9 protein-coding genes are annotated in these 13,840 nt (G+C 62.9%); 7 read left to right on the forward strand and 2 right to left on the reverse strand.

All coding sequences use genetic code 11. From position 1 onward, the window contains the following. The first annotated feature begins 309 nt into the window (after positions 1 to 309). Positions 310 to 903 (forward strand): glutathione-regulated potassium-efflux system oxidoreductase KefF, encoded by a 594-nt coding sequence (gene kefF / locus ACFQDI_RS05230; protein WP_377164148.1) that lies wholly within the window; start codon positions 310 to 312, stop codon positions 901 to 903. 3 nt (positions 904 to 906) lie between these two features. Then, positions 907 to 2,769 carry a monovalent cation:proton antiporter-2 (CPA2) family protein gene (locus ACFQDI_RS05235; RefSeq protein ID WP_377164150.1) on the forward strand — a complete coding sequence of 621 codons (1,863 nt, stop codon included), beginning with the start codon at positions 907 to 909 and terminating at the stop codon, positions 2,767 to 2,769. A 548-nt stretch (positions 2,770 to 3,317) separates the two neighbouring features. Here the strand turns inward: ACFQDI_RS05235 and ACFQDI_RS05240 are convergent. Together ACFQDI_RS05240 and ACFQDI_RS05245 are read right to left on the reverse strand one after the other, a co-directional pair. Continuing rightward, complete coding sequence (locus ACFQDI_RS05240; RefSeq protein WP_377164152.1) at positions 3,318 to 3,953, reverse strand: 3-keto-disaccharide hydrolase; 636 nt, start codon at positions 3,951 to 3,953, stop codon at positions 3,318 to 3,320. A 68-nt stretch (positions 3,954 to 4,021) separates the two neighbouring features. Continuing rightward, a complete protein-coding gene (locus ACFQDI_RS05245) occupies positions 4,022 to 7,600 on the reverse strand; it encodes a hypothetical protein (RefSeq protein WP_377164154.1) in 3,579 nt (1,192 codons plus the stop codon). A gap of 88 nt (positions 7,601 to 7,688) precedes the next feature. On the opposite strand from ACFQDI_RS05245, the gene ACFQDI_RS05250 reads away from it, so the two are divergent. The 5 genes from ACFQDI_RS05250 to ACFQDI_RS05270 all read left to right on the forward strand — a co-directional run bounded on the left by ACFQDI_RS05250 (position 7,689) and on the right by ACFQDI_RS05270 (position 13,687). Beyond that, positions 7,689 to 8,405 carry an SGNH/GDSL hydrolase family protein gene (locus tag ACFQDI_RS05250; RefSeq protein ID WP_377164156.1) on the forward strand — a complete coding sequence of 239 codons (717 nt, stop codon included), beginning with the start codon at positions 7,689 to 7,691 and terminating at the stop codon, positions 8,403 to 8,405. A 2-nt stretch (positions 8,406 to 8,407) separates the two neighbouring features. After that, a complete protein-coding gene (locus ACFQDI_RS05255; protein WP_377164158.1) occupies positions 8,408 to 9,223 on the forward strand; it encodes an SGNH/GDSL hydrolase family protein in 816 nt (271 codons plus the stop codon). A gap of 13 nt (positions 9,224 to 9,236) precedes the next feature. Beyond that, positions 9,237 to 10,088, forward strand: a complete 852-nt coding sequence (locus ACFQDI_RS05260; protein ID WP_377164160.1) for a BPL-N domain-containing protein — start codon at positions 9,237 to 9,239, stop codon at positions 10,086 to 10,088. A gap of 189 nt (positions 10,089 to 10,277) precedes the next feature. Then, positions 10,278 to 12,104: a phosphoenolpyruvate carboxykinase (GTP) gene (locus tag ACFQDI_RS05265; protein ID WP_377164162.1), complete on the forward strand. Its 1,827-nt coding sequence runs from the start codon at positions 10,278 to 10,280 to the stop codon at positions 12,102 to 12,104. A 443-nt stretch (positions 12,105 to 12,547) separates the two neighbouring features. After that, the gene (locus ACFQDI_RS05270) at positions 12,548 to 13,687 is read left to right on the forward strand and encodes an AAA family ATPase (RefSeq protein WP_377164164.1); all 1,140 of its coding nucleotides are present in this window, start codon (positions 12,548 to 12,550) and stop codon (positions 13,685 to 13,687) included. Positions 13,688 to 13,840 lie beyond the last annotated feature (153 nt).

A 13,840-nucleotide genomic window follows, 5' to 3' on the forward strand; every position in this document is an offset into this window, starting at 1 on the left:
AACGTCTACGTCAACGCGGCAAACCTGCGAAGGTCGCCATCACAGCTCTCATGCGCAAAATCCTCTGCGTGCTCAACAAACTCCTCACCCAACCCAACTTCACACTTGCGTCGTAACACAGTTGCTGCCCGTCGATCAGCGCTCCCGCCAGCAGCTCAAGCTCACGCGTCATTCAAAACAGGTTTGGCCTCCCCCGCCTTCCCGCCCTCTTCTCCTCGGGCGCTCTCATCACGTGGCGATACCAGCCCTGTAAAGTGCCAAAATCAATTGCCGCGCCATTCTCAGCGGCCATGCTGCCGCACACACATCATGGCTTCGGTTCTCGTTCTCTACGCCCATCCTGCCCCTCACAAATCCCGCATCAATCGCAGGCTGGCAGCCGCTGCGCGTGAGGTGAAAGGCGTGACCTTTCGCGATCTCTACGAGCTCTATCCCGATTTCCTCATCGATGTCGAAGAAGAGCAAAAGCTGCTCAAAGAGCACGACGTCATCGTCCTCCAGCACCCCTTCTACTGGTACAGCGCCCCCTCTCTCGTGAAGGAATATCTCGATCTCGTCCTCACCTACGGCTGGGCCTACGGGGAAGGGGGCACCGCCCTTCAGGGCAAGATCATGCTGCAGGCCATCAGCGCCGGCGGTTCCGAAGAAGTCTACTGCTCGCAGGGGCGCAACCGCTTCACCATTCGCCAGCTTCTCGCGCCCTTTGATCAGACCGCCTTCCTCTGTGGCATGCGCTACCTGGCCCCGCACATCGTTTACAGCGCCAATAACCTGGCGGACGCCGCAGGCATCCAGCCCCTGGCACAGCGCTACGCACGCCTCCTCGCAGCCCTGCGGGATGAAACACTGCCGCTGGAGCTGGCGGCCTCGGCGGAAAAAATCAACGACCTCATTCCCGCATAGCTCATGCACGCCTCCCATTTTTTCATCTCCGCTTTCATCTACCTGGGTGCCGCCGTGCTCCTGGTGCCCATCGCGCATCGCCTCGGTCTCGGCAGCGTGCTTGGCTACCTCATCGGTGGCGCTTTGATCGGCCCCTTCGTTCTCGGTTGGGTCGGGGGGGCGCAGGGGGAGGAAGCCATGCACTTCGCAGAATTCGGCGTCGTCATCATGCTCTTCATGATCGGCCTTGAACTGGAGCCCGCGCGGCTTTGGCGCATGCGCGGTCCCATTTTCGGCCTCGGTGGCATGCAGGTGGTGTTCACCGCATTGGCTGTCATGGGCGTCGCGCTCGCCTGCGGCCTGGGGACAAAGCCTGCCATCGCCACCGGCATGATTCTGGCCCTCTCCTCCACCGCCATCGTCATTCAGACCCTGCAGGAAAAAGCCCTCATGCGCACCGATGGCGGCGCTGACTCCTTCGCCGTCCTCCTCTTCCAGGACATCTCCGTCATCCCCATGCTCGCCGTGTTTCCCTTGCTCGCCGCCAGCGTGGCCAAGGTGGAGCACCATGGCTGGTTGCAGGAGCTTCCCCACTGGGCCCAGCCTCTCATCACTCTGGGGGCCGTGGCGGTCATTGTCATCGGCGGCCGTTTCATCGTGCCTCGCGGCTTTAACATTTTGGCAAAGACCGGCCTGCGTGAGCTCCTCACCGCTGCAGCGCTCCTCCTCATCGTCGGTGTCGCCCTGCTCATGACCCAGGTCGGCCTCTCACCCGCGCTCGGTGCCTTTGTCGCGGGTGTCGTCCTCGCTGGCAGTCATTATCGCCATGAGCTGGAGAGCAACCTTGAGCCCTTCAAAGGACTCCTGCTCGGCCTGTTCTTTCTCGCCGTCGGGGCCTCGCTCGACTTCAGCGTCATCGCCGGAAAGCCTGTGCTTGTCGCCTCGCTGGTGGTTGCATTGATCGCTCTGAAAGCCGCGGTCATGTTTGTCATTGCCACCCTGCTCAAGATTCGCGGCAGCCACCGCTGGCTTCTCTCGCTCGCCCTCGCACAAGGCGGTGAGTTCGCCTTTGCGCTCCTCTCCATGGCCATCCAGCAGGAAATCCTAGATCCAGAAACTTCCAAGCTCCTCGTGGCCGTCGTCGCCCTCTCCATGGCCGTGGCGCCGCTCCTCTTCATCATTTACGAGCGCCTGATCGCCCCTCGCTACACCGCCGTCATCAAAGAGCAGCGCGCACCCGATCGCATTGACGAGCACGCCCCCGTCATCCTCGCTGGCTTCGGTCGCTTCGGCAATTTCGTCGGCCGCGTCATGATGTCCCAGGGCGTCAAAGTCACCGTGCTGGAAAGCGACCCCGATCATGTGGACATGCTGCGTAAATTCGGCTTCAAAGTCTTCTACGGCGACGCCACCCGCCTCGATCTCCTTCACGCCGCCGGCATTGAGCAGGCCTGCATGCTCATCATCGCCCTCGCAGACCAGGCCAAAGTCGCGCAGCTCATCGCAGATGTCCGCGAAAGATTCCCAAAGCTCCGCATCCTCGCTCGCGCCCACGATTACGATCACCGCGTTGAACTCATCAATCTCGGCCTGGCCGCCGAAGACACCGTTCACGAGCAGATGGGCAGCGCCCAGGAGCTCGCCGTCCGCGCCCTGCGTGCTCTGGGCCAGCCCGCCTACGCCACCGAGCGTGCTGCCCGCCGCTGGCGCCGTTACGATGACGAGACCTTCCACCTCCTCATACCCGTGCATGAAGACGAAGACGCCTACGCCAGCATCGTCCGTGAGCGCCGCGTCGAGCTCACCCAGTTGTTCGAAAGAGACATCGCCGAATTACCCACCGACAACGACCAAGCCTGGGAAATCGGCCGCGCCGAAGAAACCTAGACTGGCTCTCGAAAAGAATGTCCAATTGATCCGCTCCGCCGCCGGGCAATGTGACAGGATTTTCGAGAACCAGTCGAATCGCCCTTGAATAAGCCTGGTTAAAAGAGGCGCATTGTTAGCTTCGTTACAGCCATTCCAAGTCCGCTCCAGATGCTCAGATCGTAGGATGGGTGTGGCGACAGCCCGCCCGTCCACCAGCGCGCCGCAATCTCACCGTGCCTCCGAACAACCTTGGCTCTAAAGTGTGATGGATAATTTTGCGTCCGAAAAATTCAAGGCAGCCAAAAGCGGTTCTCCCTCTCCCCCCTGACAGACGAAGGCAGCAGATTTTTTCTTCGGGGAATCGCAGCGTAGCGGAGATAGACCGCCGTAGGCGGCCCGAAGGGCGAAAGCAGTGAGTCAAAGGGCTGGGGTGAGGGGGAGACATGCACTCTTCGCCAGCATGGAGCGCTCCTCCGCATTCACGCCACCCCAGCGCAAAGCAGCCCTCACATTCCATGTACGGTTCAGGTCTCGCCATCCAGTGACCAGCATCTAGTCATCCAGGCCTACTTCGCCGTCAGCTTGATGTTCCGGAACCACGTCTCATCCCCGTGCTCCGTCAGCATGATCTTGCCCTTGCCCGGCGCAAAACCTTCCTTGTTCTTAAACTTGCTCTTCGCGATCCGCTCCTTCCACTCCGGCGTCGTCGTGTCCGCCTCGCAGGCCAGCGCACCGTTCAGCCAGTGCTGGATCTTTCCGTCCTGCACCACGATCTTGCTCGTGTTCCACTCGCCCGCAGGCTTCAGTGCCTTGCCTTCCACCGGCTGCTTGATGTCATAAATCGAAGCCGTCGTGTGCGAGCCGCCCTTCAGCCCGTCTGGATGTCCGCTGTCGTCGATCATCTGGTACTCAATCCCCAGCCATTCCTTGCCCCCGATCTGGGTCACCCAGTACTTGATCCCGTTGTTCCCCTTCGCGTTCACTTTCCATTCCCACTCCAGCTCAAAGTTCGAGTACTCGTTTTTGGAGATCAGCGCACCGCCGCCCTTGCCGCTCAGATGGATCGTGTTGTCACCCTCGGTGGTCCAGCCCCCGGAAGGCGCCTCGCCCTTCGCATCCGTGAAATCGGCAAGCGTCAGGTACACCGGTTCGGCGGCGGTCGTGAATGTGGCAAGGGCTAGGAGGGCAAGCAGGGTGCGCATGGTCGTGGTTGGTAGGTGGTGCCGGCTATCAAAAGCGCGGCAGCTCTGGGATGCCAGCACGTTTTTGCTCAATCATTTTGGAGGGTCTTCCACGGCGGGTTCACCCGGATGATTTCATGCTCCGTCGTGAAAAGGATCACATAGCCACGGCTGTTGAAGGCCATCGGCAGCCCTTCACAGGGTTTTGGCAGTCGGTAGCGGTGGGTGATGAAGTTGGTCTTCTTGTCCACTCGGATCAGCACATCGGGGCGTTCCAGCCTCCACTCCCGTTTGCGTTTTGAGCGCCCCGGCGTGGCCCCCTCGGGTATGTCGTCGGGAGACCCCGGCTCCGTGCTCAGCAGGTGCAGTCCGTTGCGGTGCTCCATGTGAAACAGCATCCCGTCCTCATGCAGCGTGAAAAGCGTCCCTCCCGGCCCCCACCACGCCACTTCCATGCCGGGCTTGTTCGTGATCGGCGGTCGCGGCAGCTTCACCACGTGGCACTGCCCGTCAGGCTCCACCCACGCACACGCTGGCTCGGGGTTCTCCCGGTCCTGTGAAGACACCATCAGCACCGCTCCGTCATTCCACTCGCTGATCTCCCCTCGGTTGTAGCTTGGCAGCGGCAGCTCAATGCGGCGGCACCCAGCATACCGCTCTCCGCGCGCATCGAACGGCACAAACCTCAGTCCCAGTGTGCGGCTGTTGTTCCACGAAGGTTCGATCACCAGGCTGTGCTCCGGCGTGAAGCACATCGGCCATTCGTTGCCTTCCAGCAGCTCAGACTCCGCCCTCACCAGCGGCTTCCATGGGATCTGCGTCACGTTGAATCCCGCCAGCGCACCCTTGCCGGTGAGGATGCCCCGGTCGCAGGCAAATGTGACATGCCATGACCGCAGCGAAAAGCCCAGGTCGCCGACGTGCTCATCGTTCAGCTCCGGCAGCTCGGGCACATGGGAAAGAAAACTCCCCTCGGCTCTCTCACCCGCCGCTGCAGTTCGGTACGGCCGCAGTTGCAGCGCAGGCACTCGCTTTACCGCTGCATCACGGGTCACAAAGGCCATGAAGCGCGCAGGCTGTTCCCCCGCTCTTCCCGCCGCAGGAAACACCAGGTCTCCATCGCCCGCCCAGTCACCCGGGCGGAATCGCTGCGTCCGGTAGCGTGAGCTGCGGTTGGCAGGTGTGTGGGTCACCGAGAGCCTCCCAGCCTGCCAGCCATTGCTCGCCACCGGCACCGGGCCCAGCGGCCGCTGCTCCGCATCCAGCAGGATCATTCGCACCGTGCAGCCCTCGTTCGCAGGCCATGTCGTGAGCAGGTACTCGGCCCCTTCTTCGATGCGTACGGGCTCCGCGATCAGCTTTCCCCACCGCAGCACATCCTCCGCCTGCCAGCTCGCAGGCTGCGGCGTGGCGGCCTCTTTCCACACCGCCGCCGCATTCTCTGTTTCAGCCTCAGGCTCTCGCGCAGTGGCAAACACACTGGCATGCGTGGAGAAGGCACGCGGCTCGCCCGCATGGGTCATGCCGTCGGCCTGCGCGCGCAGCACGATCTTCAGGCAGCCCGACTGCGGCAGGTTTTTCAGTGCCTGCCCGCCACGTGCTGCAGCCCCCGGGATCGTGGCCAGGCTCCGCAGCCTCTGCGGGTCATCCCCCGCCAGCACCTCCAGGGAAAATTTCCCCTCCAGCCTCGCCAGCGCTGGCAGGCTGCGGCCCGCTCGCCACCACCGCGCATCTTCCAGCCGGTCCGCCGCTGTACGCCCGTCGCGGTCGCCCGTGGTCAGCACCATCGGCCGCTCGCTCGACGGGCCCAGCTCCGGCAGCACCAGCTGCCATTGCAGCGTGGCTCCTTCCTTGCCCTCTCCCCCCTGGCTCACCCATGCGTCCACCGCAGGCACGCGGTCGCCCTCTCCCTCGATCAGTTCTCGCAGCGCGCAGAGTTCCTTCGTCATCTGCGTGTACTGTGCCGTGACTCGGTGCTTGGGCAGGTTCTCCAGGCTGCTGACGAAACGTTTGAAGCCCTCCGCATCATCGCACAGCGCCAGCGCCTCCCCCACACGGCTCGCCGTGCCGGGTGGCGGCAGCGTGGTCGTGGTCATTTCCGCGTGGTGCTTTTCCCACAGCGCCAGCGCCATCACCGCAAAGTCACCGCCCCCCTCTCTTCCGGCTCGGGTTGCTGTCCGGGCCAGTGGCAGCAGGTGCTCCTTCTGTTCGGCAGACTGGTCCAGCGCAGCCCCCCAGGCCGCCGCCAGCGCCTGCGTGCGCACCGCGCTCTTTTGCCTCAGGATGATCTGCGCAAATCGCTCCCAGTGATCCAGGTCATTGATTCTCGGAGTGGCCGTTCCCACCGCATCCAGCACCCGCGTACAGCGCTCTTTTTCATCACCGCTCTCCAGTCGCTCCAGGCAGTTCAGCAGGCTTTCAAACGCAGCCCGCTCCGCCTGTCCGGCCTGCATCCGGGCGGCCAGCCGCAGCGCCAGCTCTTCCACCCACGGCACGGTGTCCGCTTGCGAATGTGTCCCCTCCGGCGCAAACGCCGCAAGCCTTAGCGCCACACGCGCCCGGCTTTCCTCGTCCAGCTTGGCCGCCAGCTCCAGTTGTTCCGCGTTCACGCCGCCTCTCAGCGCCTGCGCCAGCAGTGCATGCGTCACGAGGTTTTCATTCCATGGCTGCTCCCTCGCGGCCTCCAGGCACGCGTCCGCAAACGAGGGATCACCCTCCGCCGCAGCCTGCAAAACCTGCCATGCCTGCGTCGCTGGCTGGTGGGGGGGCGTCGTGCTTTCCCACATCCCCAGCAGTTCGTTCATCCCTCCCGGCATTTCCCCCTGCTTCATCGGCGCAAAGACCAGCAGCCTCGCCACCCGCTGGGCCAGCGCAGCCTGCCCTGCCGCCTGCAGGTCACGCATCACCACCAGGAAATTGGACGGATCCCCCAGCACCATCTGCGGCTGTGCCGCCTGCACCGCCTCCAGCAGAGTCTGGCTCAGCAGCGGCTCCTTCTTCATCGCATCATGTCGCAGCAGCGCCAGCACCAGACTGCACGCATCCGCGCGCGCGGCACCCTGCGGCGCATTCTCCACAGCGCTCGCCACCGCCTTCACCCATTCTGTGAGATGATCCGTCTTCACCGCATGCGCCAGCCAGTCCACACCACGGTAGCCGTTCAGTTGCTCCTGCCAGTTGGCCGTCGCCAGGTTCACCCGGCGCATCCCTTGCGCCGCCGCCTCTGCCGCCCATCCGGCAGCTTCCTTCTTTGAGGACGCCTCATACTGCTCCGCCCGGCCAAACCAGCCCTGCGGCAGATCCGGTGCCGCCTGCAGCAGCAGATCATCCGCCGCGCTGATTTCCTCCGCAGGACGCTCCAGCGTGCGCGCCAGATAGGCGCGGATCAGATGCTCAATCTGATGCCCCTTCGCCGTCTTCACATTCTCCTGCAGCCATTCATACAGCCCGCTCTGCTCGGAGGGGCTTCCCGCCAGCTCTCGCAGCGCATAGCCCGCTCCGTCCGGCTTCTCCGCCCGCGCCCGGAACGCCGGGTCCGCCAGCTTAGTCTGCCACGCTTGGGCAGGGCTTTGCGGCGGCGTGGCTGGTTGCCCTCTAAGCATCAATGTCAGCCACACACCCGCCAGCAGCAGGTGGCGGCATCGCAGCCTCCGGTAGGATTTCACCATGCCCGCGAGGCTAGCCAGAGGCCCCTCACAAGGTCAAGATTCTGTTTCCACGAAATGTGCACCCCTCGTCCGCGTTTCTAGTCCACCCATGAAGTCCTTCATCCTAGTTGCCCTGCTGGTATCCTCCGCCGTCGTCGCCGCAGACGCCCCCAAACAGGCGCCCAAGCGCGAACGCAAACCCCACCCCTCGCTCGCCAAAGTCGAAGACGTCGCCGGCCTCCCCCGCGTGCTCCTCATCGGCGACTCCATCTCCATGGGCTACACCCTCGACGTTCGCGAAATGCTCAAGGGCAAGGCCAACGTCCACCGCATCCCCACCAACGGCGGTCCCACCACCAACGGCCTCAAAAACATCAAGGCCTGGCTCGGCGACTCCAAATGGGACGTCATTCATTTCAACTGGGGCCTCCACGATCTCAAATACATCGCCGAAGATCCCTCCAAGCGCGCCGACCCCAAAGCCCCCGGCTCCCACCTCCAGGTCCCGCTCGCAGACTATGAAAAAAACCTCGCCGAACTCGTCAAAACCATGCAGGCCACCGGCGCAAAGCTCATCTGGTGCAACACCACCCCCGTCCCCGCCGGTTCCGATGGCCGCATCGAAGGCGATGAAAAGAAATACAACGAAGCCGCCGCCCGCGTCATGACCGCCGCAGGCATCCCCACCGACGACCTCTGCGCCCACGCCGCCGCCAAGCTCAAAGACGTTCAGCTCCCCGCCAACGTCCATTACTCGCCCGAAGGTTATCACTACCTCGCCGAAAAAGTCGCTTCCGTGATCGCTGAAACCCTGCCAAAGAAATGAGCATGCGACTCACCCTCCTCTTCCTCGCCTTCGCCACTCTCTCCCACGCCCAGGTCAAATCCCAGAACGAGCCCACCAACGCCGCCGAGGCCGCCGCCAAAAAAGCCGCCGAAGACAAGGCCGTCGATGAAAAATACCAGGCCCTCAAAGCCACCCTCCCGCCCGATCAGCAGGCCTGGGAAACCGTCCTCGAACAAAACCTCGGCAACGGCTTCTATCTCCCGCTGCACAAAAAAGACAAGATCGCCGGACGCTCAAACGCCTGGGACTTCGTGCAGGATGACCCCAAGCTCCCCCGCGTTCTCCTCATCGGCGACTCCATCTCCCGTGGCTACACTCTGGACGTGCGCAAGGCCATGGCCGGCAAGGCCAACGTGCATCGCGCTCCCGAAAACTGCGGCCCCACCGCCAATGGCGTGAAGAAAATCGACATCTGGCTCGGCGACGGCAAATGGGACGTCATCCACTTCAACTTCGGCATCCACGATCGCAAAACGCCCGCAGCAGACTACGAGCAGCGTCTCGAAACCCTCGTCGCCCGCATGCAGAAGACCGGCGCCAAGATCATCTTCGCCACCACCACACCCGTCCCGCCAGACACCAAGGACGGCCCCGAACTCGTCACCCAGATCGCCGAGAAAAACGAGATCGCCCTCCGCGTCATGAAAAAGCACGGCATCGCCATCGACGACCTCCACGCCTTCCTCGCTCCTCAGCTCGCTGGCATCGCCAATCCCCAGGACGTCCACTTCAACGCCAAAGGCTACGAGCTCATGGGCCAGCAGGTCGCGAAGTCAATTGAGGCAGCGCTGAAGTAAATCCCCTCCCGCCATGGCCACATTCCATCCGCTCCTGCCCTTGCTTCTGCTGGTCGGCGGGCTCTCTCCGGTCACGGCTCAGGACGTGAAGAAACCGGCCCCCGCCCCCTTTGTCATTCCATCGGATGTGAATGGGATGAAAACAATCATCCCTCCGCCGGCCAGCACACGCAAGATCACCGTCGGCATCTACCAGGGCCCCGGCTCCCCCCAGAGCTCGGTCGAAAACGTCACCAGCGTGCTCAGGCCCTATCCTCAGGCCACAGTCGTGGTTCTCGGCGCCCGGCAGGTGGCTTCACTGGATCTCAGTTCCTTTGACGTGCTGGTGTTTCCCGGCGGCTCCGGCTCCGGCCAGTCAAAAGGCATCGGCGCGGCAGGATTGAAAAACGTGCGCGACTTTGTGAAAAACGGCGGCGGTTACGTCGGCATCTGCGGCGGGGCCTATCTGGCCTGCTCAAATTTTAGCTGGGGCCTCGGCATTCTGAACGCAGGCACGGTTTCCAACAAATGGCGCCGTGGCCAGGCCATGCTCGATTGCGAGCCCACGCAGGCCGGGCGGGCATGGCTCGGCGATGTGTCCTCAGCCTTCAAAGTCCGTTACCACAACGGCCCCATTCTCAAGCCCGCGGCTCGCACAGACATTCCCCCCTATTCCGTACTGACTGTCTTCAAAACCGAAATCGCCGAATACGGCTCTCCCGTCGGCGTTCAGGTCGGCTCGCCAGCTCAGGTCACCGCCACCTACGGCAAAGGCCGCGTTTTCATCTCCAGCCCTCATCCGGAAAACACACCCGGTCTCCAGCACTTCATCCCGCGGGGGGTGTTTTGGTCGGCAGGGGATGCCATACCCCACGCTGCGGATTGATCGGCCGCCCGCCCCTCCCGGGCCTGCCACATTCTGCCTGCCTCGGCTTGGCATATAAAGAAGACATTTTGGGGCGCCTCCTCCTCCTCGGCTCAGCGACGCGTTGGCTTCGCCAAGATTGGCGGCATGAAGCACCGTGACACTTGGCATGCTTTCGGCATCTTGTCGCTGTCCACAAAACCCATTCCCATGAGCCCGATTCCCTCCTCCAAACCCCTCAGCAAAAACATTCATCTTCAGCGCTGGGTCGGAAAGATGGCCGCCCTCTGCAAACCCGACCGCATTTACTGGGTCGATGGCTCCAAGGCCGAATACGACCGCCTCTGCAATGAAATGGTCGATGCCGGAACCTTCACCCGCCTCAATCAGAAGAAGTGGCCCGGCTGCTTCTACGCCAAGTCAGACCCCAGCGATGTCGCCCGCGTCGAGGAGCGCACCTTCATCTGCAGCAATTCCAAAGACGGCGCCGGCCCCACCAACAACTGGATGAACCCCTTCGAAATGAAGGAAAAGCTCCGCAAGCTCTTCAATGGCTGCATGCGTGGCCGCACCATGTACGTCCTCGCCTACAGCATGGGCCCCATCGACTCCCCCATGTCGCAGATCGGCGTCCAGCTCACCGACTCCCCCTACGTCGTGGTCAACATGCGCATCATGGCCCGCATCGGCAAAAAGGTCTTCGAGAAAATCGACACCTCAAAGAAGCGCGTCGTCCCCTGCATGCACACCGTCGGCATGCCCCTCAAGAAAGGCCAGAAGGACGTCCCCTGGCCCTGCAACAAGGAGAAGTACATCGTCCACTTCCCCGAATCCCGTGAGATCTGGAGCTACGGCTCCGGCTACGGCGGCAATGCCCTCCTCGGCAAAAAATGCTTCGCCCTCCGCATCGCCTCCGCCATGGCCCGCGATGAAGGCTGGATGGCCGAGCACATGCTCATCCTCGGCGTCGAAGACCCCAAAGGCAAAAAGACCTACGTCGCCGCCGCCTTCCCCAGCGCCTGTGGCAAGACCAATTTCGCCATGCTCATCCCGCCCCAGCACTTCGCCGAAAAAGGCTGGAAAATCTGGACCGTGGGAGATGACATCGCTTGGATCAAACCCGGCGCAGACGGCCGTCTCCACGCCATCAATCCGGAGGCCGGCTTCTTCGGCGTCGCCCCCGGCACCAGCGACAAGACCAATCCCAACGCCATGGCCTCGCTGCGCAAGAACACCATCTTCACCAACGTCGCCCTCACCCCCGATGGCGGCGTCTGGTGGGAAGGCATGACCGATACCCCTCCAGCCCAGTGCACCGACTGGCAGGGCAATCTCTGGACCCCCGAGATCGCCAAGGAAAAAGGCACCAAGGCCGCCCATCCAAATTCACGCTTCACCGCACCCGCCTCACAGTGCCCCACCATTGACCCCGATTGGGAAAAGCCCGAGGGCGTCCCCATCAGCGCCATCATCTTCGGCGGCCGCCGCGCCACCACCATGCCCCTCGTCTATCAGGCCTTCAATTGGAGCGGCGGAGTTTACACCGGCGCCACCATGGGCAGTGAAATGACCGCCGCCGCCGCAGGCACCATCGGCAAAGTCCGCCGCGATCCCATGGCCATGCTCCCCTTCTGCGGCTACAACATGGGCGACTACTTCCGCCACTGGATCTCCATGCAGCGCACCCTCAGCGAGACCCCCCGCATCTTCCACGTGAACTGGTTCCGCAAAGACGCAGACGGCAAATTCCTCTGGCCCGGCTTCAGCGAAAACATGCGCGTCCTCAAATGGATCGTCGATCGCGCCAACGGCCACAGCAAATCCAAGGAAACCCCCATCGGCTGGGTCCCCCAGTACGCCGACATCGACTGGAAAGGCCTCGACTTCCCCAAGGAAAAATTCGAAGCCCTTCAGCACTTCGACCGCGACGCCTGGCGCACCGAGATCCTCTCCCACGAAGAACTCTTCATCGACCTCAAGACCCACCTCCCCAAAGAGCTCATCTACGAGCGCGAGCTCCTCATCTGCCGCATGTGACGCCCGCAGCACGAACGTCCCACGGCTCCGCCACCTCCCAACGCTCCAGCAACACGAGCCTGCCCTCAAGCAAGGCGTCTTGGGTATAGATCCAAAGCGCGTCACCAAGCAATCATTTCGCTCCGCGAAATGAGCCCATGACCCTGGCATGTTGAGTCATACCACGCACAGCTGAAAACGGGTCTTATGGATGTAAGCCAGCATCCCATGCGGCCAGCCAGCGCTCTGGCGGAGAGGGATCGTCCCGATCCCTTACGCTCCCGCATCGCCCTGCATTCTCGTGCCTTCGCAAAGCCGAGCCTCCCTCATCATCCAGCGCTCTCGCACATCCGCGAACACGCTGCAGGTGGGGGGATCCAGATGATCCCCCTCCGTCAGTCCTTCGATCACAATATCCAGCCCCGCTGGACATCCACGCCCACCCCCGCTTGGATGTCCCCCTCATGCTCCACTCCGTCCGCCTCTCCGGCTACCGCTCCCTGCGCGATCTCCGTCTCCGCCTCGGGCGTGTCACCGTCATCCGCGGAGCTAACGGCGTCGGCAAGACCAACGTCTATCGCGCCCTGAGCCTCCTCTCCGCCCTCGCCCGTGGCGGCTTCTCCGAAGCCGTCGCCGCAGAGGGCGGCATGCGCAGCCTCCTCTGGGCCGGCAATGCCGAGCACTCACGCCTCACCACCTTCTCCGCCGAAGTCCTCTCCGATACCTTCGCCTACGAATTCGAATGCGGCCTCATGCCCGTCAGCCGCTCCGCCTTCAAACTCGACCCCGACATCAAATCGGAATCCCTCCGTTACGGCAAAAAACTCCAGGCCAAACGCACCGCCTGCCAGGTCCGCCTCGCCGATGCCAAAGGCACCATGCACACCCTCACCGAGCCCATCGGTTCCTCGGAGTCCATGCTCGCCCTCGTTCGCGATCTCCAAAACTACCCCCTCCTGCTCGATGCCCGCCTCAGCCTCGCCCGCTGGCGCTTCTATCACTCCATGCGCACAGATCCGGATGCCCCCGCACGCCGCCCCGTGCGCGGCTGCTGGTCCCCCGTCCTTGCAGAGGACGCCTCCAATCTCCCCTCCGTCATCCAGACCATCAGCGAATCAAACGAATCCATGGTATTTCATGCTGCCTTGCAGCATGCCTTCCCCGGATCAGCCCTCCACGTCGAGTGCGGCGACTGGTTCCGCCTCGCCTGGCAGGCCCACGATCTCCCCCGCACCCTCGCCGGTCACGAACTCTCAGACGGCACCCTCCAGTTCATCTCCCTCGCCGCCGTCCTCTGCAGTCCCCGCCCACCACCCCTCCTCGTCCTCAACGAACCCGAAACCAGCCTCAACGAATCCGTCTTCCCCGCCCTCGCAGAGCTCGTCCTGCAAGCCTCAGCCCGTTCCCAGCTCATCATCATCTCCCACTCCCAGTCACTCTGTGCCGCCCTCGCTGAACGCTGCAAAATCCGCGTCCAAGAACTCACCATGCGCCACGGCGACACCCGCCTCCGCGGCCAGGAAAACGCAAAAGTTTGCTACGTCTTCGACGACGAGGATGACGAGCAGGAACACGCTGCTCCACCTGACCAATCAGCACAGTAAACCTGCTGCTGCTGTGCTGGCTAAATCCGTCGCTCATGCAAACCATGCAGAGCACTAAGTTAAGAGCATGAACCGCTGAATTCGTGCCCGAGGTAAAAAGAGCCCCCGGAGCGCGGACTTCCAGTCCGCAGCACTCCGCGAGCACCCACATTG

This window comes from Prosthecobacter fluviatilis (assembly GCF_042655725.1).
Lineage (GTDB): Bacteria > Verrucomicrobiota > Verrucomicrobiia > Verrucomicrobiales > Verrucomicrobiaceae > Prosthecobacter > Prosthecobacter fluviatilis.

Bases quoted from the DNA above. Each gene is read 5' to 3' on its own strand.
- kefF (WP_377164148.1), top strand. From the start codon at position 310: ATGGCTTCGGTTCTCGTTCTCTACGCCCATCCTGCCCCTCACAAATCC.
- ACFQDI_RS05235 (WP_377164150.1), top strand. From the start codon at position 907: ATGCACGCCTCCCATTTTTTCATCTCCGCTTTCATCTACCTGGGTGCC.
- ACFQDI_RS05240 (WP_377164152.1), bottom strand. From the start codon at position 3,953: ATGCGCACCCTGCTTGCCCTCCTAGCCCTTGCCACATTCACGACCGCC.
- ACFQDI_RS05245 (WP_377164154.1), bottom strand. From the start codon at position 7,600: ATGGTGAAATCCTACCGGAGGCTGCGATGCCGCCACCTGCTGCTGGCG.
- ACFQDI_RS05250 (WP_377164156.1), top strand. From the start codon at position 7,689: ATGAAGTCCTTCATCCTAGTTGCCCTGCTGGTATCCTCCGCCGTCGTC.
- ACFQDI_RS05255 (WP_377164158.1), top strand. From the start codon at position 8,408: ATGCGACTCACCCTCCTCTTCCTCGCCTTCGCCACTCTCTCCCACGCC.
- ACFQDI_RS05260 (WP_377164160.1), top strand. From the start codon at position 9,237: ATGGCCACATTCCATCCGCTCCTGCCCTTGCTTCTGCTGGTCGGCGGG.
- ACFQDI_RS05265 (WP_377164162.1), top strand. From the start codon at position 10,278: ATGAGCCCGATTCCCTCCTCCAAACCCCTCAGCAAAAACATTCATCTT.
- ACFQDI_RS05270 (WP_377164164.1), top strand. From the start codon at position 12,548: ATGCTCCACTCCGTCCGCCTCTCCGGCTACCGCTCCCTGCGCGATCTC.